Here is a 25,035-nt window from a genome sequence, read left to right on the forward strand (position 1 = left end):
ACCAGATCGCAATTACACAGAAGATCGGACACTCTCCTCAATCAGGACATTGAACGTGCTGGATGACTTCAATCGTGAGGGCCTATGCATCGAAGTGGACTTCTCACTGCCCGCAGAGAGGGTCGTCAGAAGCTTAAACCAGATCATTGAATGGCGCGGCCAACCGCAGACAATTCGTGTCGATAACGGCCCAGAATATATCAGTGGCAAGCTGATGGAATGGGCCGAGAAACGCAATGTTCGACTGGAATACATCCAGCCGGGCAAGCCACAACAGAATGCCTACATTGAACGCTACAACCGCACCGTTCGCGGCGAATGGCTTGGGCAATACATCTTCGAAACCATTGAGGAGGCACAAGATCAAGCAACTGAATGGCTCTGGACTTACAACAACGAGCGACCCAACATGGGTATCGGCGGCATGACACCCGCCATGAAACTGAAAACAGCCGCCTGAATTCTACGGCTGGACCCCATTAAACATGGGGGGATTACCTACGCACCTGCCTTTGCGGAGCGCTGCCCGAAGCTGCCCCGTGTGAATGCGGTGTCCAACCAAACTGGTGATACACTGCAGGACTTGGCCCGCGGGGCTCGCCCGGTCAAAATCCAGCCTGCCTTCGCCAGCAGCAGCCGCAATCCTTTGACAGCTGGTATGTATTACCACTTCAGCCCACCGGCGCGCTGATACGGTGTTCTTAAGACGCGAATAAATGGCTTCGGTTTGCACAGAAGATAGAAACCTATGAAAATCTTTAGCTCGAAAATGAACAAGACAGGATCATCTTTCCGCTTTGGCATTACCACTGCGCTCCTTACCGCCGCGGGCGCTGTCCAAGCGGTAGAACTTCCAGATGGCAGTTATGAAACGGCGAATGACGGCGCCCGGGGCACGCTAACCATTAAGGACGGCCATGCCTCGCTCGGCATCGGGAGCAGCATGTGCTCCGGCGGGGTAGAGGGAAACCTCACAAATCATCCCAATGGTACCATGAGCTTCACCCAGACGATGGATGGCACCTCCTGCACGGTCACGCTGCAGGATGACGACGATGGCTTGGCTTGGATCAGTGCAGGGTCAGGATGCGGCTACTTTCACGGCGCAAGCTGTGACTTCGCAGGGATGGTGAAGGGTCCCGCAGTTCCTTGGAGCGCAGGTGCTGTTGATCAGGCTTTCAAACGGTTCGACGCGCAGGAACGTAAGCAAATCCAGGCTGGCCTCAAAGAAAACGGACACTACCAGTCCAGTATCGATGGCATCTCCGGACCCGGGACCCTTTCGGCAATCAGCAAGGCCGCGGACCTCGCGATGGGCAACGGAGAAAAACCTGTGCTCGATACGGCAGCTGGAGCAACCGACTTCCTGTCGCGCTATCTTTCCGCTGGCTTGAAGCCAATCGGGGAGCAGGCCTTCTTTGGCAAATGGAACTGCGAAGGCTCGACTTATAGCTTTGGCCCGGAGGGCTATCAAAACCACCCCAACCGCGACCCGCTGCCCTACCGAAGTGTGGAAGAGTTCACCCCAGGCAACTATGGGGTCACATTCACCGATGGCTACCGACTGGGCCTGATGAATGTCTCCGACAGCACTATGACTTGGTCCTCGCCGGGGTCGGGCGACAGTTTCTCTTGCGAGCGCCTCGCTACAGCACCTGCACCCCCGGCACCGGTCGAGCCCAAAGTGGCAGCTCCAGTAGAAGCCGATAATGGGCCCATTCCCCAGACCGCCCCGACAGCGATCTTTCAAAAAGGATGGGTCTGCAAGAGTGAAAGCGGCGACATCATCCATGTCGATTTCCGCGCCGAGGAGGCGGAGATCAAGGAGCTGGGCCTAACGACTAAATACAATGAGGTTGAGGCGCTGAATGATGACGACAGCGCATTCCGTGTCAGCTTCCTCGACGAGGATGTCATTTATCTCTTTGAGGCTACGACGGAAGCTATGTTCCTTGTGGGCGGCTATGGAGTCTATGAGTGCGCGGCGCAATAGGACGTTCAAGATGGACAAACGGTACGCCTGCTCTGCGCGCCATTTTAGATAACTTAACGCGCATCTTAATGTTGCAATACGCTGCTCGAATGGCAGGTCTATCCAACAAGTTTAACACTTTTCTGGTCCCGTCACAGGAAGGCGACCTGGAACCGTATTAGCAATAGTGTTAACTAACCCTGGCCCTCCGTATTTCAGCCCCGAAGCTGGGCGGAGCTTTTTCGCCCTTCGCTGCGCGGTGCAGGAAGGGCCGCTGAGCGGGACAAAGCAGACATCTTCTGACTTGCTGTGACCAGCAGGACATTTACCTTCGCAAACACAGGTATGGGATGACCTGCTCCCCTGAAATGTCCTCGATTTGAGGTTAGCCTGTTCTCCAATTGAGGAGATAAAAGATGAAGAGAAGCCGTTTCAGCGAAGAACAGATTATTGGCATCCTGAAGGAGCACCAGGCAGGGCTCGGCGCGAAGGAGCTGTGCCGGAAGCACGGCATCAGCGATGGGACCTTCTATAAATGGCGCTCGAAGTATGGCGGCATGGAAGTGTCTGAGGCCAGGCGGTTGAAAGCGCTTGAGGCCGAGAACGCCAAGCTGAAGAAGATGCTGGCGGAACATATGCTCGACGTCGCCACGCTAAAGGAAATGCTGGGAAAAAACTTCTGAAGCCCGGTGCAAGGCGGAGAGCTGTGGACTGGGCCATGACAGAGAAGAACTACAACCAGCGGCGAGCCTGTGCCTTGGTCGGGATTGATCCGCGCGTCTATCGCCGACGATCAACCAGGTCAGGGGACGCCGAGCTGCGGGAAAGGCTGAAAGAACTGTCCGGGGAGCGAAGGCGGTTCGGCTATCGAAGGCTGCACCTCTTGCTCGGGCGCGAGGGCTGGCATGTGAACTGGAAGAAACTCTACCGGATTTACCGCGAAGAGGGGCTGACAGTGCGCAAGCGTGGCGGTCGAAAGCGTGCCATCGGTACACGGGCGCCGATGGCGATACCGCAAGGGCCGAACCAGCGTTGGTCTCTGGACTTCGTCTCGGACAGCCTCTCGGACGGCCGCCGCTTCCGCGTGCTCTGCGTTATCGACGACTTCAGCAGAGAATGCCTGGCAACAGTCGTGGACACCTCCCTGTCGGGGCAGCGCGTTAGCCGCGAGCTCGATAACATCGCCCAGGTGCGTGGCTATCCATGCATGGTGGTCAGCGACAATGGAACGGAGCTGACATCGAACGCCATCCTGAAATGGCAGGAGGAACGGAAGGTCGAGTGGCACTACATCGCTCCAGGAAAGCCCATGCAGAACGGCTTCGTCGAAAGTTTCAATGGCCGTCTGCGCGACGAGTGCCTCAACGAGCATTTGTTCGCCAACTTGCGCCACGCCTGGGATCTGATCTCTGCTTGGCGCGAGGACTACAATCACCATCGCCCACACACGAGCCTCGACGGGCTCACCCCGTGGGAGTATCACCAAAGGTCAGTAGAGGACCAAACCCTGAACAGAGCGAACTAAAGAACGCGGACTCTAAGGGGAGCAGGTCAGGGAGAATGAAACTGTGCAGAAAATAGCGACATCCAATCCGAATTTCATGATCCAACACGCTTCTCCGGATGATGCGGGGCTTGTTGTCGAATACATGAAAAAACTGGGCGCCTATCAAAAGATGTCGGACAAGATCACGGCAACTGAGCCTCAGATCAAACGGCTTCTGAATGAAAAACTGGGCGAGGCGCTGTTTGGATACTACAAGGGCGAAATTGCGGGCTTTGCCTATTTTTGCCAGAAGTCATCTGCATTTACTGGACGGTCAGGAATCTATATCGATGGATTCTTCGTGGATACGAAAGTCCGCCATCAGGGTCTTGGCAAGATCATTATGGGGTATCTTTGCTCTCTTGCCCTCGAGAGAAACTGCGAGATGATGGAATGGGGGGTTCTGGACTGGAACAAACCCACCATCGAATTCTACAGAAGCCTTGGCGCCTATAGCGTAGACGAGATGACGATTTTCAGGTTTACGCCGGACGATCTGAAATCAAATGCTCTGGCATTCGAGGGCAAGCCATAACCATCTGTGATAGACGGTTTGGGCTCGGACCCAACCTTCGCTGCGGTCTGAACCACGGGCTGCAATGCGGACTTTGCTGCCGTTCGCTAAGGACGCGCAGTTTCCGTCCAGTTAAAGAAGCCTCTTGGAGGAAGGACGGGAAGCAGTCATTCGCTGCGGGTGCGTAAAATCTATACGAAGAGACCACAACAGACATTAGACCTATCTAATTCAACTATGGTCTTGAGCTTAACTTCAATGGTTCAAGATCTGTGCAGCTTGTGCTTGGCGGCCTCGAAGTACATTCGTCTTCTTCTTTCGGTTACCCCCAGGCTTTGAAAATTCTGACTTTGCCACTGCGAGCTTTCGGTGCTGTCGGTTGGGCAATCTGAGGCCCTCGGTGCTTACAATCGTACCCGTGACACTTGCCGGCTTATCCAATATCCAACGTGTTTTTTTGACTTTGATAGCCAACCCGTGCTTGTGTATTTCCTTCTGAATATTCCATATTGTGTTCTTCAGAACAACTTGGCCGGAGACCGTCAAGTCGTCGATGTATAGAGTGAAAATGTTCCCTGCTTCTTCTGCTATGGCAAAGATGGCATCCCACATTTCCGAGTATGCCCAGTATGAGAGTATTGGACTTGAAGATGAGCCTTGAGGCAGCGAGCCCTTGTCGCAACAAAGCCGCGCCAAAATCACGGCCACATCCAGCGAACATTTCATGCGGTGTCGAAAGAACGCCAGAACTTTTTCTTCCCGGCAAGACGGGTAGAAGCTTTCGATGTCCATCAAGCAAAATGATCTGGAACTTCGATGAGCGGCAGCGTTGGTTACATAAGTTTTCTTGGGAACCGGTGCATGAACGTAGTCTGGCGTCTTTATGCAAGCAATCAGATAAGCGACGCGGCTCTGCGCCTTATCCAATCCTTCGTGAGGTCGGCAAAGAGGTCTCATTGAGCCGTCTGGCTTCTCCTCTTCCCAATATTCGTAGTGCGGAACGGACTTATCTGTCATACCCTCAAGGGCCCTCACCGACGTGAAGAGTAGGTCGGCTAAGTCCCGTTTTCTTTGCAACATATAGAAAGGGCTTTGTTCTATTCCATAGAACTTCATGGCTTTCTTGCGCCAGGGCTTCCGTGCTTTTGCCACTTCAGAGCTCTATTTCGCTATCAGTATCAAGCAGTGTCAGTAGCGCGATGATCTTCTTCGCGACAATGCCTTTTGCGGCATCGAGACGGTTTGAAATATCTTCTTTGTTCTCGAGAGCTTCGGCAAAAAAGACTAAGGAACTCACAGGTATTTTGAAAATCTCAGCATAGCGCTCTAACAAGTCAAGAGATGGCGTCCTATTCCCGCTCTCGAGTTCGGATACGTATGAGCGTGAGATGTTAAGCTTTTCGGCAAGGGCTGACTGGTTGAGCCCTTGATAGCGTCTTAGCAATTTCAAAGCTTGTCCAAACATGGTGTTCCTTGCGTTCATTGGTGTGTAATTGAGAACGGCGCCCTACGAAGGTGGCGGGGGGAAACATCCGAAGATGTTTTCAACAACCCTCCAAACTCGCGGCATCCAAATTAGGATGCCCCTGAGCACCATTCCCAGAATAGATGACCACTTGGGTCTCTTTTCAGCTGGTGGTTGCTCGATCAGACGCCGCCCCGACAGGTTGGTATTGTGTTTGTTGAGCTTCATTGAAGCCTCCTCTTGAAAACGCCAACGGCGGGATTGCCAGGGGCGTGTCTTCGCTTTCAAGTAGGAAACAGATGCCGGTAGTTTCACTCGCATACACAGGACCACAAAGGTCTTCGTTGTGGTCCTGGCTTGTCCCGTCGTGGTCTTCTCTTGTCCGGGGACGTCGAGGAGCCTGTGCGGGCCAAAGGTCAGAAGCTACTTGCGCTTCCACGGGTGAGATAAATTGAACCTCCTCCAAGTTATAAAGACTTATTCTGTCACTCTGAGTGAGTGCCAACCGAGTACACACCTATGCATTACTGCCAAACATGTCAACAGAATGTCACTTTAAGTGAACACATTCTTCTGACACAGCTTTCAACCGGCGTCAGAAGCGGTGCTGATGTCTTCGTCGTCCGGGATCCGGTTGAGAAGGTCTGGCAGGACGGGGCTGTCGCCTTCCCGGCTGGGGGTAAACTCGACCGCACGGATGTCGGATGTGGCAGTGTCCATGGCCAGATGGACCTTGCGCCATTGGCGTCGCCCTTGAACACCGTGCTTCCGGGCTTGCCACTCGCCATCGCCGAGGAACTTGATGCCGGTGCTATCCACCAGCAGATTCAGCGGCCCGCCAGCACGGCGATAGGGAATCTGCACCTTCAGGGTCTTCTGCCTCCGGCTCAAGGTCGAATAGTCCGGAACGGGCCAGTCCAGTTCCGCGAGCCGCAGCAGACTGGCGACCATCCCGGCGGTCTGTCTGAGCGGCAGCTTGAACAGCACTTTGATCGACAGGCAGAATTGGATCGCCGCATTCGAGAACACCGGCGGGCGCCCAGGGCGGCCCTCATTCGGCGCGTGCCAAGCCATCTCCTTGTCCAGCCAGATCAACAAAGACCCGCGCTTGCGGAGCGCAGCGTTGTAGGCGGACCAATTCGTCGTGCGGTAGCGGGCGGGTTTGGGCTTGCTCATGCCATTGGTCTAACCGCATGGATTCGTGATGTGAATCCTCCGCCGCGAGAGTTCTGCAACAATGCCATCCTGATATAGGTTTCATCCATTGCCCGGCAGGGCATTGCGTAGCAATGTACCGAGAGGGGACATGCCAATCTACGCTCGAGCGGCGAAGATGCTTCTCTGCTCGCTTCGTCAGCTCAGGCGAGAATTTCTGGACCCATCTGTTGATTTTCACTTAGAACTAAGCCGGTGGGGGGCAAGATTGCGTGCCGATTGACAGGTCAGGGCGCATTTCCCGCACGAAATCCACGACCCGTGCAACAAGCTGATCAACGCCCAAACCCAGCAGCGTTTGGCAACCATGTGGCAAGCCCTGGCATCACAATCAACAGCGCCAGGCCAAAGAGCATGATGCCAACGAACGGGGCGGCCCCACGCACGATGGTTCCCAGTGGCGCATCAGTGATCCCTTTGATGACGAAAAGGTTCATTCCGACAGGCGGGGTGATCATCGCCAGTTCGAGGTTGATCATCAGGAGGACGCCGTACCAGATCGGATCGATGCCAAGGGCGGTCATAGTGGGCAACAAGATCGGAGTGGTGATCAGAATGATCGCGATAGATTCAAGAAACATGCCCAGCACGAAGATCAGACACATCACCACCAGAATAAACGCGATTGGACCAAGGCCAAGGCTTGTCACGGCCTCCGTCACACCGACCGGAAGACGGACCAGCGTAATGGCATGCCCAAACATGGCAGCCCCGGCGATAATCATGAAAACCATCATGGAGGTCCGCATCGTGGAATAGGCACATGCCCAAAGATCACGCAGCCCGAAATTGCGATAGACCAGCACCGCGACCAGCAAGGCGTACAAGCATCCCGCAGCCGCGGCTTCGGAAGCTGTAAAGATACCGAAGTAGATGCCGCCCATGACAACGGGCGGGGCCAACAACGCCCAGACCGAACGGCGGAAGGCCGAAACCGCAGCCGTCCAACCCGCCCAGTCTGGTGTCTCGATCCCGTTGCGCCCGCGCGCCTGGATCATGCAGTAGGCAGAGAACATCAGCGCCAACAGCATTCCCGGTACGATCCCGGCCAGAAACAACGCACCGATGGATGCCTCCGATACAATGGCATAAAGGATCATGGGGCCAGACGGCGGGATCAGGATGCCCAGCGTGCCACCGGCCGCCACAACGCCCAATGCGTCGCGCTCTGCGTAGCCGAAACGTTTCATCTGCGGGATGGCACTCGATCCGATGGAAAGGGCTGTTGCGACGGACGAGCCGGAGATGGCGGCGAATATGGTGCAGGCAAGAACCGTGGCGACACCCAGCCCACCTTTCACATGACCAATGACGGTATGCGCAAAGGTGTAGAGGTCTTCGATCACCTTGGCGCGGATCATCACATGCGCCATGAAGACGAACAGGGGAATGGTGCTCAGGATTGGCTTGTCCAGGTGGGAAAAGACAGCCTTGCCCAATCCGTCAATATCACCTTCTGCAACCATCATGATGGCGCCGGCAGTCAGGCCCAACGCTGCGAAGATCGGAATGCCAGTAAGCAAAAGCAGGATCAGGCCCGCGAACACGAGTACCAAGGTCATTGAGGCAATCCTCTGACGGAACGGTAAAAGCCAAGTCCCGCGGTCAGAAATAGCAGGGCCATGCCAAGAACGATCGGTGCCTGCGGGATCCATGTCGCGATCTCGATATAGCCGACAGAGTAGGAGCCGAAACTATATGCGAAGGAAATACTGTCCCAGATGGACAGGCCGACGATGATGGCGAATGCCATGACCGACAGGTTCGCAAACGCTATCTGGATGCGCGCCGTTCGAAGACGCAATTGGGCTGACACAAGATCAATTGCGATATGATCCCCCCGTCGCAGCGCCTCGGCAGAGCCCAGCATGATAAGCGTAACAAGCAGATAGCCAATCATCTCATCACTCCATTGCAGGGGACTGTCGAAAAGATAGCGTCGGATTACGGCGACAACGATCTGGACAAAAATCACCAGGATCAACGCCGTGCTCAGTGCGCCGCAAAAACGGACAAGCCAGGTGACAATGCGGTCGGGGAAGAGAGGAGCGTTTGCCGCCCCCCTCTCTTTGTGGTCAATCATGCGAATGCCCGCTCACATCTTGCCGATGAGTTCGAGAAGCTTCTGGCTGTCTGCATTGCCTTCCCCGAAAGACTTGTCAAAAGCAGGCCGCATGACTGCTTCAAGTGCCGCGATCTCTTCGGGTGTGGCGATATGAACCTTCACACCTTTTTCCTCAAGCTGAGCGGGACCGGCGGCACCCGCTTCGGTCGAGGCTTCGATGGCCCATCCCGACGCTTTGAGGCCCGCTTCTCTGAGTGCGTCCTTGGACTTGTCCGACAGACCGTCATAGAAATCAGGGTTCAGATAGCCATGCAGATAGGCGGATAGCACCGGCACGACGGTAAAGGCGTCCTGCACCTCGTAGTATTTCCGCGAGACGGCGGCGGCGACGTCGGTGATGGCACCATCGATGATACCAGTGGCCAGCGCCTGATATACCTCAGAGCCGGGCATTGCAGTGGGCGTGGCTCCCAGTGCTGCGAGAGAGGCGTCAAAGGGCGGTGTCAGGCCACGCATTTTCAGACCTTCAAAATCCTCAGGTGTTACCAGGGGCTCGCCGTTCGTGGTGAATACGGAGGTGTTGGTCTGGAACAGCCAAGCGACATTCCGGACCCCTTTCTCAAGCAGCTTTTCCTCAAGAAATGCCGCAGCTTCGGAAGTTGGCCATTTCTCCCAGATTTCGATATCGCCAAAGGCAAAAGGCGCCACGGTCACGTTCATGATCGGCAGTGTTTTGCCCCACTGAAAATTCAGCGAAAACGCACATTCGATGTCGCCTTTGGCCGTCGCTACAATGTTCTCGCGCGCACCGACAAGACTGTCTGCGCCAAAAACCTGCACATCAATCTCACCTTCGGAGAGTGTCTCTACCTCTGCGGCCCAGCGGTCGACAACCTTGGCGATGTGGTGCGACGGAGGCAATTGGTGACTGCAGCGCATTTCTGTGGCGGCCTGTGAGGCCGGTGCTGATACCGCGAAGATGGCCGCGCCAAGGGCTGCGGTTACGATGTATTTCATTTTGGTTTCTCCTCCCAAGTTTAACTCAAACCAATGATTTGGCCTGCCAATCTGCGTTCTTTGGTGTTCCTGCGCGATGCAGGGCCCCGTGGAACTCGTCACAAGGCATCGCCTCCTCCGCGATGCGCCGGACGTCTTTCAACCTGTCCAGGTCAATTCCGGTTGTGAAACCCATGGACTCGGACAGGAAAACGATATCTTCGAACACGACGTTGCCGGTCGCACCGGGCGCAAAGGGACATCCGCCCAATCCGCCCAACGATGCGTCAATCACCCGCGCCCCGTTATCCAGCGCAGCTGAGGCGTTGGCGACGCCCATGCCCCGCGTATCATGCAGATGGATGATGAACGGCTGACGCCCGCACAGCTTTTCCATCCGGGCACAAAGCGCGCCAACAGCCTTTGGACCGGCGTAGCCAACCGTATCTGCGATACCGACGATATCGGCTCCTGCCTCCAGACAGGCTTCTGACAAACGGACGACCTCTTCGGGGTCGACATTGCCGGATATTGAACAGCCAAGCGCCATCGCTATGCCGGCGTTCACAAGCTTGTCGGGGGCCTGCGCATCGCGCATCGCGACGATCTTGCCAACCAGTTCGACCGCCGCCTCGCGCGAACGGTGCATATTGGCCTGACTGTGTTCTTCCGTTGCGGAAACCACGCAGCCCAATTCTCTTATTGCGGTCTGAATAGCCGCTTCTGCACCACGTTCATTCAGCGTCAGCGCAGCAGAATGGACGTCCAGGCGTTCCCCTGCTGCAATCATCGCGTCAATGTCGGCAAACTGGGGAAAGCGGCTTGCGGGAAGAAATGATCCAATCTCGTGGTGGCGCACACCTGCAGCGCGTTCTGCTTCCAGCCAGGCGATCTTGGCCTCGGTCGTGGGCAGTGATTTTGCAATCTGCAACCCGTCACGCAAGCCAACCTCACGCAAGGTGACGCGGTCGGCAGGATAGATGGCATTTGCGCGGCTCATGCTGCCGTTTCCATGCCACTGGCTGCGGCGATCTCGGTCTCGGTCAAGCCTACGCTGGACAGCACTGAATGCGTATCCGCTCCGCTCGCGACGATGTCGAGATTGCCCCCGACAAGGGTCTGGTCGTCTATCTCGAACGGCATGGCCGGGGCGCGGTAGGTTGTGCCATCTGGCAGGGACGATGTGAAAAGTCCGCCGGGGCGCGTCACATGTGGGTCATCATACATTTCTGCCGGACGATGGATCGGCGAAAACGGTATGCCCGCATCTTCAAAAGCAGCGATAAGATCATCAAACGAGCGGCTGCGGACTGCTTCTGTGACCACAGGTATCGTCCGGTCACGGGCATTGATCTGGTTCATACGGGTCTGAAGGGCAGGATCGGCCAAAAGCTCCTGAAGTCCCAGTATGTTGCAAAGAGTTACCCATTGCCCCTCGGTCACGGCCCCGATGAATATCTGGCGGCCCTCGGAGGTCTCGAAGATGTCATAGACAGGCCAGGAAAACTCGCGCTCCGGCATCGGCGGCGCCTCGCGGCCTTCAATGTCGAACTGGACCATATGTTGCGCCACAAGGAAAAGACAGTTCTCGAAAAGACCGGTACGCACAAGGTGCCCCTCACCGTCCTTCTCACGCTGCATCAACGCGGCGAGCACAGCGAAAGCGCCGAACAGCCCGCCCATGATGTCGTTCGCAGACGATCCGATGCGCAAAGGCCGACCCGTCGGCCCTGTCATATACGCCATTCCGGTCATCATCTGAACTACCTCGTCCATAGCTGTTCGGTTTTCATAAGGCCCCTTCAGGAAGCCCTTGAGTGATGAAACGATCAAGCTTGGATAACGGGCTTTCAGCACCTCTGGCGCGAACCCCATCTTGGCCAGGGATTGGTCCCGGAAATTTTCGACGAAAACGTCAGCCCCCTCAAGCAGCCGGTGCAAGGCGTCCTGGCCCGCGTCCGACTTGAGATCAAGTGTGACGCTTTTCTTGCCGCGATTGAATGTCGGGTAGAAGCCACGTCCCATCCCCGTGAGCGCTCGGGTCTTGTCACCTTCCGGAGGTTCAACCTTGATCACCTCTGCGCCAAGCATGCCAAGAAACATGCCGCAAGACGGCCCCATGATCATATGCGTCATCTCGATAACGCGGTATCCAGCCAGTGGCCTGATGTCAGTGGTCATGAAATATCCTCCCTCGACAAACCATAGCCAAAGGTGCAACCACTGAATATTATAATGTTTAGATAGAACCCTTCTGGAATCCAGAATGCTTGATACACGTCAACTCCAATATTTTGCAGCAATTTACGAACACGGATCGCTGGCGCAGGCCTCGGCCACCCTACGCATCGCATCGTCGGCGCTCAGCCATCACCTGTCCCAGATGGAGGCGCGATTCTCGACACCGCTGTTCCGTCGAAAGCCCCGCGGAATGGAGCCGACCGCAGCGGGGCACAGACTTTATGGCCATGCACGCTCAATCCTCCGGGCAATGAATGCCGCCGAAACCGACCTCAAGGACGCGAAAAATATAATCTCGGGACCCGTGTCGGTCGGCATGTCCTTTTCGGGCGTAAAGGCGATCGGGGTGGACTTCATCACTCAGGTGGTGCGCGAATTTCCGAAGGTACAATTGGCGCTGACCGAAAGTCTTTCCGGCGCGGCGTTGCCTTACCTCTTGGCTTCGGAGGTGGACATGGCACTCATCTACAATCCGCCGACCGATCCCACTTTCGAAACCCAACCGATACTGGAGGAAAGGTTGTTCTGCGTCGGTCGCAGGGACATCATTGGAGATACCGACGATCCCATTACTTTTGCCGATCTGCTGGAGTTGCCGATGATCCTTCTGCGGCAAGGTGTGTCAGCGCGCGCAATCGTTGATGACGTAACTTTGCTGAAGAAGATCGAGGCCAAAGCGATTCTGCAGATGAACTCCGTGCAGGCCATTGCAGGATCAATAGAAGCGGGATTGGGCTGTGTCATCGGCACAAGGTTGTTCATGCACGATCAACTGCAAAGTGGCGCTGTCCACGCCCGCGCCATAACTGCACCGGAGCTGTCGCGGACGCTCTACCTTTGTCGCCTCGCATCGCGCCCGCCGACCTTCGCAACCGAGGCCATCCAAAAGGTTCTTCTGGACCATGTGAGACGTGCCGTCAGGTCTGGGATATGGGACGCGTATTTGTTGGATCGCTCCTGATCATATTTGAGAGGAGCCCCTGCCCCGTCACTGCCACTCCGCAAGTCAACTTTGAGCCCAAGCCCGTCGGAAAGGTTCTGTCGCAAAACTCACTAAGGCGAGGAATGCGGTGATCAACTGGCCCGAGTTCAACGAGGCTTTGCGGGCTCGCAGCGTCAGATGGTTGGCCAGTCGTTTCACCGGCACGCAATGCTTGGGATCAACGATCAGCAGATCGCGCACCGTCAGCGCCGCCCCTGACCGAAAGGCCACAGACTCAAAGGTTTCATCACGCGCGGAGGAGACTCAGACGGGCATCCGGAGTACTTTGTTTGGATCAACGGCATGATCTGGTCGCGCGAATGTCATGCACCTATCCAATATCATGGCGGCGCTTTATCACATAGAATATGGCGATAACCGCCCCACCTTGATGGCCTCAAATGTGTCCAATAAGTTTACATTATCGGACACTATGAAATACTGTCGCAGCACAGTCTCAAAATGTCGTTTTAGTTTCATGGGTGGATTCGGCCAAAATTCCCCCTCTCGTCGAGGAAATTTCCATTTAACCGGTGGACAGGCCTCTTGCTCAATCTGTGGACTCGTTCCGCTCCAGCTTCAACTGCGCGCTTTCCTTTGCCGTTCCGTGGATCTCGCCCATCCGTGAGCCACGGCAATGGGGCGGCACGCCGGAACAGGACGAGGGCGGCCTCCGGCACGACTGCGCCGGGCACCAGATCTGCTCCAAAGAGATCATGCAAGATCACCAGCGTCAGAGCCCGCCAGCGCACTGATAGGTGCTGAAGAGGCGCAAGCCGACCGACGGCCGCGCGGGCTTCGTAAGGGCAGTTCCAGCCCGGTTCATCGTACCAGAGCGCAAGGACAGGCCGGGCTGCCCCGTCACGATCAAGCGGTGCCCAGAGGGTGCGAATTGCATGCTCGAGTCGATCAAGGCGGCCGGGGCCACCTATGACGATTCCGCTGATCTGGCGTTGGATCTCGAGAACGTTTGCAGCAAAATCTGCCTTCAAAGGGTCCTCTGTCTCCCCTCCCCCACTGGTCAGAACGGCATCGCACTTGTGACAGAAGGGCCGCAGCAGACCATTCAGCATGCGAAAAGAAAGCCTCAGGCCGCTGCGACACGCAGGGCAGCGATCCAGAAGCATGGTCCGGTGTTCCGGGCAAACCGCCTGCTCCGCCAATCGCCAATTCACCCGAAGATAGGCATCGCGACCGGCAGCGACATCCGCATCGAAACAGGCAAGGCAGACCGGGACTGTCTCGGTCAGAAGCCAGCCCTGCGGCCGAGGATATCGAAAAGCCACTGACCTGCGACGAAGCCGTTCCGGATCGATCCTGCAGGCCTTCGCCCAAAGCCTGAGCAGGCCCATGTCCGGCACCACATCGTCAATCTGCCGTGCGCCTGCGTACCTACCCGCCTGCCCCGCCAGGAACACCATCAGCTCAAAGGGCTCCGCCCCGTAGCGCGCGGCAACCCTCGCCGTCCAAGACGTGAGCAATTCGTCACGGAATGGATGCGGTGCGACGGGCAATCTGGCCGGCACCATCATGCCCCGACCCGTTGTTGCACGGGCTTTCCCCGCCGCCGAGCGGTCTGGGTCATCGAAACCAGCGGCAGCACCAGATTGTCGCCAAAACTATCCGCGTCGAGGCGCTCCTTGCCCGACCGGACCGCATCTTCTGCCGCCGTCTCGATCAGGCGGAAGATGCGCGCCGTCACACCGGAGGTCAGCTTGTGAATCCGTTCTCTGGCCTCCCCACTGATCAAATCGGAGGCCTCGCGCAAAGGCAGGATGCGTTCGAAACTTTTCAAGAGCCCAGCGAAGGCGGTATCGTTCTGCCAGGGCTTGAGATGGAACGCCTCGAAGCGCTCGGCCAGTTGTGCATCGGTCAGCAACGCCTGGCGCGCGAGGTCAGTCCCTGCACAATCCAGCGGGATCCGTAAATCATTGGCCAGAAACCTTATGGCGTTGAGAAATATGCGCTGCTGGCGGAACGTACCAGCGAGCATACCGTTCACCTCGTCGAGGATGATCATCTTCGCCCCCACGGTCCGTAGCAGCGATCGACAGATATCCTTCTCGCGGGCGAGCGTACCGCCTGCCATCGCCGGTGCCCCCATGGCCGCCAGAAGTTCGCGGTACAGATCGCGCTCAATGGGTTCAGAAGGTACCTGCGCGACGACCACCGGACGATGGTCAACTCCGGTGGTCTGGCTGAACTTCGGCGGGTGGTCGCGTTCAAACTTGCGGACGATCTTGGTCTTGCCCATGCCGGTATCGCCATAGATCAGCAAGCAGGGCATCCGGTCACGCGGCGGATAGGTCAGCAGGTTCTCCAGACGTGCCAGAGCAACCCCGGACTGATCGAAACCGATCCAGCGGTCGGCCCGGATCCAGGCGATGCGCTCATCATCAGGCAGCGCCGCGAACCGGCGGTAGACCGGATCAAGATGTGCAAATGCGCAGCCTTCGGTCACGACCATTCCTCAACTTCGAACCCCGGGTGGTCCCTGAGCACATTCTCACTTTCCTCTGGTTCCGGGACGGCATCCTCAGCCTCGTAGGCCCCTGCCCCATCAAGCGCTCGTTCTCGTCGCTCGAGAAACCGCCTGGCTTCCCGGGTTCTACTGCTGGCCGCATCAACCAGGGCGCGCTGTTCCTCGATCACTGCGAATATGAGATCTTCGTCCTCGAGCGCGCGCCCGCGCTCGCGCAAAATCGCCTGCGCACGGCGATGCTCCGCAAAGGTGATCGACGGATGGCGCAGATCTGCAAACCGTACGGGATATCGTTGGCCCTCAGGGCTCCGGACAAAGACCGTGGAGAGGTCACGAGGATCGTAGAACACGCGCAATTGCCGGCCCTGCCGACCCGCCCAGAGGCTCAGGACATCGTCCCAATACCGCAGGCCGAAAAGATGGATGCCACGCGGCGCACCATGCGTTCCGTGCTCGGCAGAAAGTCGATTCGGAACCCCTCCGGGTCATATGGACGACGCACTGGTGCCTCGCGTCGCCCACAGGCCTCGTTCTAGGCCGCAACTGGCGGAATCCCGAGCGCACGGTGCCGTTCAGCATGATAACGGGTGATTTCCAGCGCCAACCACCGCTCCAGCTCGTCGAGCGTCATCGCCGACTTGCCCACGGAATCGTAGTCACCACGGTCCTTGATGCTGCTGAAGGTCGATCCCGGCAGCAGGTGGACCGCCCCCATCATTGTGCCGATCAGCCGCTCGATGTGACCGCCGTAATGTGGTGCCCCAATCGGACGGTACTGTAGTGAAATCCCGTGCTCTTCCGCACCCCGCTTCATCGCCTTCGAGCGGAATTCCTTGGCATTGTCGACGTGAATGGTCTCCGGCAATCCTTCTGCTGGCCAGTCCGCGTCGATCCCCAAGCTTTCCAGCCAGTTGAATTTGGGCTGCACCAGGTGCTGAATGGCCAGTGCCACCGACAAGGCCGATGGCGGCTCCAGTGTCAGATAGAATCCCGCCACCATGCGGCTTGCGACGTCGATGGCGAGCGTCAGCCAGGGCCGTTGCAAGGGTTTCCGATGAACCCGGTCCACAACGATGACATCCACCAGCGTGTGGTCGATCTGAACCACCTCATAGGCCCGTTCGACCTGATAGCTGCCCGGCACTGGGTGATGGCGCTGGCGAGAAGCCTTAGCGCCCTCACGCACCGCCGTGAGTTCCGCCGGATCGATCGCCGCCACACGGTCCCGGAGCGTGGTCCAGCACGGGGGACGTAGCCCTCTCTTACTGCACCGCCTGCGCACCTCCTTTTGGAGGGCGTTGATGCTTGGCTTCTGGAGAGACTTGTAGAAATCCTCGATCGCGCCCGAAATCACCCTTTCGATCTCGTCATGCAGCCGGCGGCTACCCGTCGGTGTCCCGACCTGAGCTGCCAGCAAGGAACTGGCAACCGGGCGCGTCTTGTACGCTGAGATCAACTCGTACAGGCGGGAGCGCTTTAGACCAAGATCGCGGCAGGCCTTGAGAAACTCGGCACGGTTTGGTGACGCCTTGCTTGCAAGGCGACGGATCACAGCTTCCCGCGCGACCGCCTGTTCCCACGCAGCATCGTCGACGGCGTTGATGTCTGATCGATCCACCATGGCCAAACCCAGAAAATAGGTGTCTTATGTCCGATAATGAAACTATAATCCGGGAATGAAACAGAAACATGAACACAATGATATCAATAAGTTAGTGTCCGTCAATGAAACAAGAACGACACACAAACGAAGTGCAAATTCTGTACGAATACAGAGAGTTGCATGGAGTATGAAGAATGGGAACCCACTACTGTCACCTGAAGCTGGACGAACGTCGCAAGCTTGCAAAGTGGCTTGAATCCAAAATGCTGATTTCAGAGATCGCGGATCGACTGGGTCGCGACCCCTCCACGATCTACCGAGACATTAAGCGTAATCGGTACACGGACGGCGAACTGCCTGAGCTAAACGGGTATCACGCGCTCGTCGCTCAGGACAAATATGAGCAGCGCCGCGCGATCCATCGCAAGATGATCATTCACCCTGATTTGAAAGCCGCCATCGAAGACCGCTTGAAGGCTGGCTGGTCGCCCGAACAGATAGCCGGCAGGATGCGGCTCGAACGGCACCCGATCCGCGTGAGCCACGAGACGATCTATCGCTTTGCCTATTCCAAAGACGGTCGCGAGGAACAGTTCTACCGCCATCTCCCTGAGCATCGCCGCCGCCGTCGGCCGCGTGGTTACCGCAGGCACAACAGAGCCCACATATTCGACATTCAAAGCCTGTCACACAGGCCTGAGCGTGTCTCAGAACGCTTAGAATTCGGCCATTGGGAGTGCGACTTGATGATGTTCCGTAAGGAGCATGGGAAGGTAAACGTGACGTCATTGGTGGAGCGCGTCAGCCGCTATGCCGTCGTGATACGCAATGAAGATCGACAATCCAAACCGATCATGGAGTCCCTGATCAACGGGTTGGTTCCCCTGCCCGCCGACGCGCGCAAGTCAATCACCTTCGACCGCGGCACCGAGTTCTCGGCCTGGAAATATCTCAAGGCTGGGATTGGAGCGGATGCCTGGTTCTGTGACCCGCAAGCGCCCTATCAGAAAGGCACTGTTGAGAATACGAACAACAGGCTGCGTCGATACCTGCCAAGATCAACCGCACCGACGGCGCTGACAAATCGATATTTGAGGTCGATTTGTCACCGCCTTAACGCAACGCCGCGCAAATGTCTTGGCTACCGGACGCCCGCTGAAGTCTTTGAAAGCAACCTGATGGAAATACAGAACCGGTTGGAGCAAAACGAGATATCAAAAACTGCACTTCACCGTGAACTCACAAGCATCCCATGTCTGTAGAACCTATGGCTACATTTTGGGTCATAGGTTTAGCCACCACCTATGTGGGGAACTAACAGTCAACCTTCATCGTCAAGCGCGGCTAAGAATGCCTCAATGCCTTGCTGAAGCCGCGCCCTTGGAATCGCCGAAAAGTCCCGCTCCAACCGCAGTTCGAGTTTTCCGTCTGATGCTGTCACACGAGCTTGCCCTTCAGGTCGGCCCATTTTCAGCGATGTCCTGGAAACTGATTTGGCCTCCCGCGCACCTGACTCTTTCTGCCCGGCAAGCGCATTGCGGAGCATCCCCATCTCTGCGTCTTTATCCCGATCAGGAACGGCAAGTAACCGTGCTGCAAGTTCCCCTGCCCTTCCGGGCTGCCCATCGACCAACTTATAAAGTTCAAGCCCTAACGCGCGGGGGATCGCTTCAGGATAGCGCACCGTCCCTTCCAAAGCTTCCAGGATGCGGGCGAACTGCCGAATGTAGGTCCGCTTTTGTTTGAGCGCAGAGGCATAGAGCGTCGAGACCGCCTCCCCCACATCGATCCCTTCGTCCCGCGAATAGGACAAGGCAAGTTGCGCCATTTCCCCAAAGGACAGGTCCTTTCGTATCAGGTTCTCATCCACCATTTTGCGATAGAGTCCAACCAACGGTTCCCCGCGGGGAACCATGGCAGCGGGAATACGGGTGTAGCGCGGATCGCCAGTTTCTTCTGCCAACTGCCGAAAAGCCGAAAGTCTGCGGAATCCTTGGATAAGTTCAAAGCCCTCATCGGTCTTCTCTACACGGATCGGATTCGATAGCCCAACCGCCTTGATAGACTCTTTTAGCTCATCAAGTTCAGGGTCCAGATTGGCAGAACGGTCACGGGTCAGTTTGGAAGTCATCACCTCAGAGGTCTGGATCAAATCAGTGATTAAACCTAGCTTCTTGAGCCGCACGTGCTCATGGGCAAGGGCGTCATTCTCTGCGCGGATTGCCGCTTCGGCGTTGTCGCGTTCACGGGTGGCATCGGCAGTTTCGGCAATCGCACTGGCCATAGGGCCCCGCCGCGGCGGGGCTGATCCGTGGTTTTGCAATGGATGGCCTGGAACGCTATAGGCTTTGGCCTCAAGCGCGCGCTGGTTCCCCGCGGGGAACTCCGCCGCCTCCTCTTCTGCGTCGAGTTCAAAGTTAATATCAAAGACGGAGCGTTTCTTAACCATTCATTAATCCTCCAGCTTTTCCCACGCATTGACGAGCGTGGATTGGAATTCGTCGTAAGCGCGATCAAAGGAAATCCGCGCCCGCCGCCATGTTTCTCGCGTCATCTGTCGGTAATCCATTTCATAGATCGACGACAGGAAGCGCCCCGATTGTTCAACCGCACGGGTCATCTCGATCGGGTGCTCTGCCACATGCGATTTGAAAACCTGATGAAAGGCTGACTGCATCGCACGGTGCAAATCATTGTTCGGCTCAAAACGTGTCAGCAAGAAACGAAGATCCGCAAACACCTTTTCGGGATTGGTGCCGGACGGAAGCCGCCCGCGGAACCGGCCCAAGTCTTCCAACGCTTCCGAGAGCTGACCAATGAAACTCGTGGTGCTGTCATACTCCCAATAGCCGGGACCGGAAGGGACATAGAGCACATCCGCCGCAAACACCGCGTTCATCGATTGGTAACCAATCGCGGGCGGGCAGTCGAAAATGATAAGGTCGTAGGCGTCATCCGGCAGTTGGTCGAGGTAACGGGACACAGCCGCAAAGAAGGACCATTCGGGGTTCATATGCCGATACTGGGCGCTGGCGAATTCGACAAAAGCCGCGTTGGCACAGCTAGGGATAATGTCGATAGTAGGCCAGCTTGTCGGCTTGATGAAATCGGTGGCGCGCAGATCGTTCAATCCCATGCCAGTTACCGAAGGCGGCAGCCTGCGTTGGGGCAGGGCGGCTCCGCTCTCGGCCCCACCAGAAGTTGCGTTTATGCGCTCGGTCTCGCGGATCAGATCGCGAGCCATAATCCCCCAGACGGTCACCTCTTCGGAAACGTCAGAAAGGCCCATCGAATGGCTGAGCGTCGCTTGCGGATCAAAGTCCACCGCGAGCACGCGATATCCATCAAGGGCGGCGGCATGGGCAAAGTGTAGCGCGACGGTACTCTTGCCCGCTCCTCCTTTAAAATTCGCAATCGCAGCACGGATTGCGCGTTTGCCAGCGGGGCGTGCCGGCATGAGAGACCGGCCCTTTATCTTGAGCTTCCGCCGCAGCTCATTGATCTCTTCCAACGTGTACCAGCGCTGGCGGCCTTCTTCCTCTACTAGCCCCTCAGGCAGGGAAGGATCCGCCGCAAGGCGGCCGCGAAAGGTTGAGGGGTTGATCTTGAGAATCAACTCGGCGACCTCCCAACTTGAGAAGCGACGCAACGTCTTCTCCATCTCGGGGGAATATGTCTGCTGCCGGATGAACCCTTGCATCTTAAGTGACTGGGCCTGCAATTTCGCCAAATCAGCGTGGGTGTACATGATTGTTCCTCATTTCTGCGCCCGCTGCTGTTCCCCATGGTTCCCCGCGGGGAACAATTTTCGGAAATTCTGGAACGCTAATTACTGCTCTTCTCTGATTTACGCCGAAGTTGCCTTTGTTGAAAAGCCCTATAATCTGAAAGTAGCCAATTTCATATGCTACCAGAAACGGAGACTAGGTGTGATTCCCTTGGGCCGACTGCGAGGCCATGCATATGATTGGCGAGCCGGATATAGGGGGACAACAGATCTCACCCTGCTAGATATTGGGGGACATATTCTGGCAAATAGGTGACGCAGAGGCTGACCCCTAATACCTATATACCCAAAAATCTATATTCTAAGATCAGGGAATGCGGCGCGATGAAATCGGCCTCTTGACAGAATCGATGGTTTGGACGCAAATCAGGGGAGAGGTCGGAAAGGCGTTGTGTCTTTCATCGCAACCAGGGGTCCGGCAAGAGATCCAATCCGAGGCACAGAGCAACTGCGCGTCGCGCAGCCAGAGGGCATCCATGCAATTGGTTAAACCGGCAGGTCAACGCGACGCTGCCCGCAAATATGATATCATCACGGCATTAGGCGCATATGCACTGGCGCGCAATAAGCATGACCAGCGGCTGGTGCTCCGGCTGATCACTTTGATGACAGCGCGATACAATTGGGCGCGCAATGAATTGGCCGTGGGGCAACGCGAGATTGCTCGGTTATGGGCAGTGGATGAGCGCACCGTGAAACGCGAGATGGCCAAGCTGCGAGGGCTTGGCTGGCTAGTGGTCAAGCGACAGGGCGCACGGGGCAGAGTGACGGAATATGGGCTCGGCCTTGATCGCATGCTTGCCATGACCGAAACGGAATGGCCCAATGTGGGCCCCGATTTTGATCTGCGGATGAGCGGTAAGCCTGAGGGAAGCCCTGTTGTGCCCTTGCCGGTAAAAGGCAACATACCACCGCCAGATGTAAGCGATGGTACGGAATGGGCGTTGGCCCAGGCGATTCTATTCAGCGAAGCCCCGGATGTTTACGGAAGTTGGCTTCGCAATCTTGTGCGGGTCGACAGGGCAGGAGGGCGTTTAACCCTCAGTGCGCCAAGTCGCTTTCATGGCAATTATGTCCAGACACACCTAAGCCGAAAGGTGCTCGCGGCCTGTCAGTCGGTGGATGCCGATGTGACCGAGATTGTGATCGTCGCATAGGATTCCCCCTAACAATCTCGTGTTTGTGCAAAAGTAAGTCCTTAGGCTCGCGTCGGGCACCCGCCTGACTGCGTAATTTGTATTGGGCAGCTACTCTGCATTTCAGTCTATGGACAGTTCGGATGCCGCTGGTGAATACCTCGGGTTGGGTCCAGCGCATCAGAAATCCGCTGTCATGATGGATGATGAAGGCGCGGTTCATGCCAAACTTCTTGCTGAGTACTAGGCGTTCGGAAAGGAGTTCGAAAGGCAGGATAGTTCGCCCAAAGTGATCGACGCTCGTCTCCATGAGTTCGAAGTCACAATAAAGCAACTCGAAACCCGGCCGTTGATCTTCGACAAAGAAGAGTTCAGGCGGGCAGGAGCCTATGTCACGCTTGATCGCTAAGGCGAGCTTGCCGTGTACCACGGTTTTGTGCGGCCGAAAGGATGAGCCTCGGGAACAGCCTTGAACTGGCGCTAGTTGGATAGGGTAAGGACAGTGAGCAGCGTGGATGGCGCAGGCTATGGCACGGTGATCTCCGCTGCTAGGAGGCGCTTGTTGCGAGCGTGCCGGAAGACGGTAGTGCCTTGAAGACCTTGCCAAGAGGCTTACCATTGGAGCTGATCGCACCATGGCGTTGTACGAAGCTGCGGGCCATTCTCCTGACATCGCCCTAATATTGGCGGAAGCTGCCTTGATTACACCTTAGCCAATAATCAAGCTTAGGAAACGAGAGCCTTTCAGGCGCGCTAGTTCAGTCAGGTTCGACATGTCGACCGCTCACCCCCCCTCATAAAGAGCCAACACCATGACCGCGCCGTGTGGACTCTACAACCCCGCCACGCGCGTCAGATTCACGCGGAACCGGTCGCGACGGCGTTGATATCGGCGGGTCATTTCCGCGCTCGCGTGCCCAAGATGCTTTTGGACATAGCTCTCGTCAATCTCTGCTGAACTTGCGAGACCTGCACGCAGGGAATGGCCTGAGAACAGCGCCAAACGTTCTTTTTCGGGTAGTTCCGCTCGGATGCCAGCATCCAGCACGGTGCGTTTGATCAGGCGGGCGACGTGTTTGTCATTGAGTCGCGCCTCGAGCGCCTTCGCGCCATCACGGGACGTGCGGACGAACACCGGCCCAAAGTCGATCTTGGCAAAATGCAGCCACTGCTCCAGCGCGTGAACAGGGCAGGTCTGATCGCTAGAGCCGCGACCAAGCTCAACCTCACGCCAGCCCGTTTTGGCGTTCAGCGTGAGCAGGGCCCCCTCGTCTAGGAACTCGATCCAACCGCCTGAATCCGGTGTGTCGTCTTTGTGGACATCCAAGCTGACGATCTCCGACCGACGCAGACCGCCCGCATAGCCGATCAGCAGGATGGCCCGGTCTCGTAGGCCGCGCAGGTCGTAAGGAAGGGTGGCCACCATCGCGAGAATGTCCTCGGCCAAAATCGCTTCCTTCTGCACCGGCGGACGGGCGTGTTTGCGTTTGATCCCGGCCAGCACGGTGGCGATATGGCGGTTCTTGCGATCGAGGTTGAAGCCCCGCTGCATGTAGTTCCAGCTAAGGCCAGAAAGACGGCGCTCGATGGTCGAGACTGAGAGGGCAGGGGCCTTTGCCGTGGGTGCCGCCAAGTTGGCGAGGTAGAGCCCGATTATCTCGGGTGAAAGCGGCAAAGGGTCCGTTCCCTTCAATCTGCACCAGCGGGCAAAGTGCGCCCAGTCTTTCGCGTAGGCCTTCAGGGTGTTCTCAGAGGCCGCCTGCTTCGCATAGTCGCGTGCGGTTTCTACCAGCTGATCGAGGGCGCCTGAGCCAGCCACATGCGAGGGCAGGGTGGTTCCATCACTTTTCTCTTGATCTCTCGCGTCACCCTTAACATCGTCGGATGTACTAGAGCGTGCTGAGCTCAACTCCTCGTCCTCTGTGGCCATATTTCCCCCGAAAATTCACTAGTAATGAGACTGTGACCCAGCGTATCTTTTTACGTCCGATAATGTAAACTTATTGGACATAACTTTGACCAACAAGATGCGGCGGTTCACGCGCAATTATCTGGAAATAAGCGCCGCGTAGGTTTAGTCTGTCAGGATGAATCCGGCCGCTAAACTTATTATGAGCGATACCATGAGCCTACAGCTTCTGCCCCGTTGGATCACTCTGCAAAGAGATGAAGACCCTGAAACTGTTGCTTTTTTATCTGGCGCGGCGCTGGCTACGCTAGATGCGGTGTTACGCGACCCAAACGTTACATTTCCCTGTGCCTTGTTGCGGGATCGAATGGCGCTGGATTCTGCTGTGGCTTGCCTAAAGCTTGAAGGTCGCAATGAATCCGGGTCCGATATCCGTGACGCGGTGTGTTTAGCGCGGGCAGGAGATCAGCTGGGACCTGCGGGCGAGATGTTTATGGGGTGGCGTAAGCTGGCGCGGATCAACTTGGGTGTCAGTGGATGGAAGGGGCGGGTGGAGAATGCGCTACCAACAGCGCTGGCCCATGAGGCTGTGTCCATTCTTGGATCTCCATCAGGAACACCGGTGGGACAAGCAAGCGTCATCTTAGCAGAGCTGTTGCCCCGGTTCCCACGGGAAGAAGCGGGAGCATTGATGTTGGCGGATGTTGCTTTGGCCTGTGCGGTCGGTTGGGATCGGCCTGTGCCATTATTGGGGGCGCATATGGCGCGCAGGGATATCCGCGCGATTGCGACTGGGGCGGGTGAACCTAGACTTTTTGTACATCGTGCGATGGTTGCTGCTTGCGACACTGCCATTCGTTTGGCGGCGGACCTAAACTTGCGCGTTGCAAAGTTGCGGTCCGTTGCGCCAAAACTGCGCGCCAAAGGATCAGACGCTGCGTTGGCTTTGTTCCTGAGCCACGATGCGGTGTCACCGTCAGGCATGTTAAGCCCGATGATCCAGGGCACATTGATGCCGATGACGGATCGCGCGGCGCGCCGTCTCTGTGACCGTTTGGTGGAACTGGGCGTCGTGCGGGAACTGACTGGCAGGCCGACGTTCCGATTGTACGGGGTATAAGC

21 protein-coding genes and 3 pseudogenes are annotated in these 25,035 nt (G+C 56.8%); 8 read left to right on the forward strand and 16 right to left on the reverse strand.

Features of this window, described 5'->3' with window-relative positions; translation table 11 throughout:
• Positions 1-37: 37 nt before the first annotated feature.
• From K3759_RS16850 to K3759_RS16865, 4 genes and pseudogenes are all read left to right on the forward strand, one after another.
• Positions 38-460 (forward strand): annotated as a pseudogene (locus K3759_RS16850) (integrase core domain-containing protein); the annotation flags it as partial.
• Between the two features lie 288 nt (positions 461-748).
• Entirely contained in the window at positions 749-1,993 is a 1,245-nt protein-coding gene (locus tag K3759_RS16855) for a peptidoglycan-binding domain-containing protein (protein WP_259985888.1), read from the forward strand.
• 395 nt (positions 1,994-2,388) lie between these two features.
• Positions 2,389-3,497, forward strand: a protein-coding gene (locus K3759_RS16860; RefSeq protein WP_259985890.1) for an IS3 family transposase whose coding sequence is annotated in 2 segments (ribosomal slippage) — positions 2,389-2,638 and positions 2,638-3,497 — 1,110 coding nt in all. Because the reading frame shifts where the segments join, the coding sequence is not laid out codon by codon here.
• 43 nt (positions 3,498-3,540) lie between these two features.
• Positions 3,541-4,053 (forward strand): GNAT family N-acetyltransferase, encoded by a 513-nt coding sequence (locus tag K3759_RS16865; protein WP_168611266.1) that lies wholly within the window; start codon positions 3,541-3,543, stop codon positions 4,051-4,053.
• Positions 4,054-4,287: 234 nt separating this feature from the next.
• On the opposite strand, the gene K3759_RS16870 is transcribed toward K3759_RS16865, so the two are convergent.
• The 8 genes and pseudogenes from K3759_RS16870 to K3759_RS16905 form a co-directional block, all read right to left on the reverse strand.
• On the reverse strand, positions 4,288-5,184 hold the full coding sequence (locus K3759_RS16870; protein WP_259985892.1) for a reverse transcriptase family protein: 897 nt from the start codon (positions 5,182-5,184) through the stop codon (positions 4,288-4,290).
• Position 5,185: 1 nt separating this feature from the next.
• A complete protein-coding gene (locus tag K3759_RS16875) occupies positions 5,186-5,497 on the reverse strand; it encodes a helix-turn-helix domain-containing protein (protein ID WP_259985893.1) in 312 nt (103 codons plus the stop codon).
• A gap of 588 nt (positions 5,498-6,085) precedes the next feature.
• A pseudogene (locus tag K3759_RS16880) lies at positions 6,086-6,673 on the reverse strand (IS5 family transposase); the annotation flags it as partial.
• Between the two features lie 314 nt (positions 6,674-6,987).
• On the reverse strand, positions 6,988-8,274 hold the full coding sequence (locus K3759_RS16885; RefSeq protein ID WP_259985894.1) for a TRAP transporter large permease: 1,287 nt from the start codon (positions 8,272-8,274) through the stop codon (positions 6,988-6,990).
• The gene (locus tag K3759_RS16890; protein ID WP_259985895.1) at positions 8,271-8,795 is read right to left on the reverse strand and encodes a TRAP transporter small permease; all 525 of its coding nucleotides are present in this window, start codon (positions 8,793-8,795) and stop codon (positions 8,271-8,273) included. The genes K3759_RS16885 and K3759_RS16890 overlap by 4 nt, the downstream gene beginning before the upstream one ends.
• Before the next feature lie 12 nt (positions 8,796-8,807).
• On the reverse strand, positions 8,808-9,794 hold the full coding sequence (dctP, locus tag K3759_RS16895; RefSeq protein ID WP_259985896.1) for a TRAP transporter substrate-binding protein DctP: 987 nt from the start codon (positions 9,792-9,794) through the stop codon (positions 8,808-8,810).
• Positions 9,795-9,819: 25 nt separating this feature from the next.
• Positions 9,820-10,773 carry a hydroxymethylglutaryl-CoA lyase gene (locus K3759_RS16900; protein ID WP_259985897.1) on the reverse strand — a complete coding sequence of 318 codons (954 nt, stop codon included), beginning with the start codon at positions 10,771-10,773 and terminating at the stop codon, positions 9,820-9,822.
• Positions 10,770-11,954 (reverse strand): CaiB/BaiF CoA-transferase family protein, encoded by a 1,185-nt coding sequence (locus K3759_RS16905; protein WP_259985899.1) that lies wholly within the window; start codon positions 11,952-11,954, stop codon positions 10,770-10,772. The genes K3759_RS16900 and K3759_RS16905 overlap by 4 nt, the downstream gene beginning before the upstream one ends.
• A gap of 85 nt (positions 11,955-12,039) precedes the next feature.
• Here K3759_RS16905 and K3759_RS16910 point away from each other — a divergent pair, with 85 nt between their 5' ends.
• Positions 12,040-12,975: a LysR family transcriptional regulator gene (locus K3759_RS16910; protein ID WP_259985902.1), complete on the forward strand. Its 936-nt coding sequence runs from the start codon at positions 12,040-12,042 to the stop codon at positions 12,973-12,975.
• 45 nt (positions 12,976-13,020) lie between these two features.
• Here the strand turns inward: K3759_RS16910 and K3759_RS16915 are convergent, their stop codons facing one another.
• From K3759_RS16915 to K3759_RS16935, 5 genes are all read right to left on the reverse strand, one after another.
• Positions 13,021-13,227 (reverse strand): hypothetical protein, encoded by a 207-nt coding sequence (locus K3759_RS16915; protein ID WP_259985903.1) that lies wholly within the window; start codon positions 13,225-13,227, stop codon positions 13,021-13,023.
• A gap of 245 nt (positions 13,228-13,472) precedes the next feature.
• A complete protein-coding gene (locus K3759_RS16920) occupies positions 13,473-14,528 on the reverse strand; it encodes a TniQ family protein (RefSeq protein WP_311199021.1) in 1,056 nt (351 codons plus the stop codon).
• Positions 14,525-15,463 carry a TniB family NTP-binding protein gene (locus tag K3759_RS16925; protein ID WP_259985905.1) on the reverse strand — a complete coding sequence of 313 codons (939 nt, stop codon included), beginning with the start codon at positions 15,461-15,463 and terminating at the stop codon, positions 14,525-14,527. The genes K3759_RS16920 and K3759_RS16925 overlap by 4 nt, the downstream gene beginning before the upstream one ends.
• On the reverse strand, positions 15,454-15,903 hold the full coding sequence (locus K3759_RS16930; RefSeq protein ID WP_311199023.1) for a Mu transposase C-terminal domain-containing protein: 450 nt from the start codon (positions 15,901-15,903) through the stop codon (positions 15,454-15,456). Before K3759_RS16930 ends, K3759_RS16925 begins: the two co-directional genes overlap by 10 nt.
• A gap of 107 nt (positions 15,904-16,010) precedes the next feature.
• The gene (locus tag K3759_RS16935) at positions 16,011-17,099 is read right to left on the reverse strand and encodes a DDE-type integrase/transposase/recombinase (protein WP_259985907.1); all 1,089 of its coding nucleotides are present in this window, start codon (positions 17,097-17,099) and stop codon (positions 16,011-16,013) included.
• A 176-nt stretch (positions 17,100-17,275) separates the two neighbouring features.
• On the opposite strand from K3759_RS16935, the pseudogene K3759_RS16940 reads away from it, so the two are divergent.
• Positions 17,276-18,265, forward strand: a pseudogene (locus K3759_RS16940) (IS30 family transposase); the annotation flags it as partial.
• A gap of 137 nt (positions 18,266-18,402) precedes the next feature.
• On the opposite strand, the gene K3759_RS16945 reads toward K3759_RS16940, so the two are convergent.
• The gene (locus K3759_RS16945; protein WP_409202523.1) at positions 18,403-19,530 is read right to left on the reverse strand and encodes a ParB/RepB/Spo0J family partition protein; all 1,128 of its coding nucleotides are present in this window, start codon (positions 19,528-19,530) and stop codon (positions 18,403-18,405) included.
• A 3-nt stretch (positions 19,531-19,533) separates the two neighbouring features.
• Complete coding sequence (locus K3759_RS16950; RefSeq protein WP_259985909.1) at positions 19,534-20,829, reverse strand: AAA family ATPase; 1,296 nt, start codon at positions 20,827-20,829, stop codon at positions 19,534-19,536.
• A 515-nt stretch (positions 20,830-21,344) separates the two neighbouring features.
• Between K3759_RS16950 and K3759_RS16955 the strand changes: the two genes are divergently transcribed.
• Positions 21,345-22,025, forward strand: a complete 681-nt coding sequence (locus K3759_RS16955) for a DnaA N-terminal domain-containing protein (protein WP_259985941.1) — start codon at positions 21,345-21,347, stop codon at positions 22,023-22,025.
• Positions 22,026-22,836: 811 nt separating this feature from the next.
• Here K3759_RS16955 and K3759_RS16960 read toward each other — a convergent pair.
• Entirely contained in the window at positions 22,837-23,934 is a 1,098-nt protein-coding gene (locus K3759_RS16960) for a tyrosine-type recombinase/integrase (RefSeq protein WP_259985910.1), read from the reverse strand.
• A gap of 193 nt (positions 23,935-24,127) precedes the next feature.
• On the opposite strand from K3759_RS16960, the gene K3759_RS16965 reads away from it, so the two are divergent.
• Entirely contained in the window at positions 24,128-25,033 is a 906-nt protein-coding gene (locus K3759_RS16965; RefSeq protein ID WP_259985911.1) for a DUF1403 family protein, read from the forward strand.
• The last annotated feature ends 2 nt before the right edge of the window (positions 25,034-25,035 follow it).

Origin of the sequence: Sulfitobacter sp. W027 (genome assembly GCF_025143985.1) — a bacterium.
Classification (GTDB): domain Bacteria; phylum Pseudomonadota; class Alphaproteobacteria; order Rhodobacterales; family Rhodobacteraceae; genus Sulfitobacter.